Genomic DNA, 243 nt, shown 5'->3' on the forward strand with positions numbered 1-243 from the left:
GCCGGAACATTAAGTGGAAATCCTTTGGCAATGAGAGCTGGACTAAAAACTCTTCAACTGATTAAAAACGATTCGGAATTTTTCAACAGATTAAATAAAACAACAGAAACCTTAGATTTTGAAATCGGAAAGATTTTAAATGAAAAGGGAATTGCTCATAAAATCAACAGAAAAGGTTCTATGATTTCTGTATTCTTCCATATCAACAGAGTTTCCAACTTTGATGAAGCACAGGAAGCTAAT

At 32.9% G+C, this 243-nt stretch carries 1 pseudogene; it reads left to right on the forward strand.

The features are described 5' to 3' along the window. Positions 1–243: pseudogene (locus SB679_RS25950) on the forward strand (aspartate aminotransferase family protein); the annotation flags it as partial.

Origin of the sequence: Chryseobacterium sp. SIMBA_029 (assembly GCF_046535275.1) — a bacterium.
Taxonomy (GTDB): domain Bacteria; phylum Bacteroidota; class Bacteroidia; order Flavobacteriales; family Weeksellaceae; genus Chryseobacterium.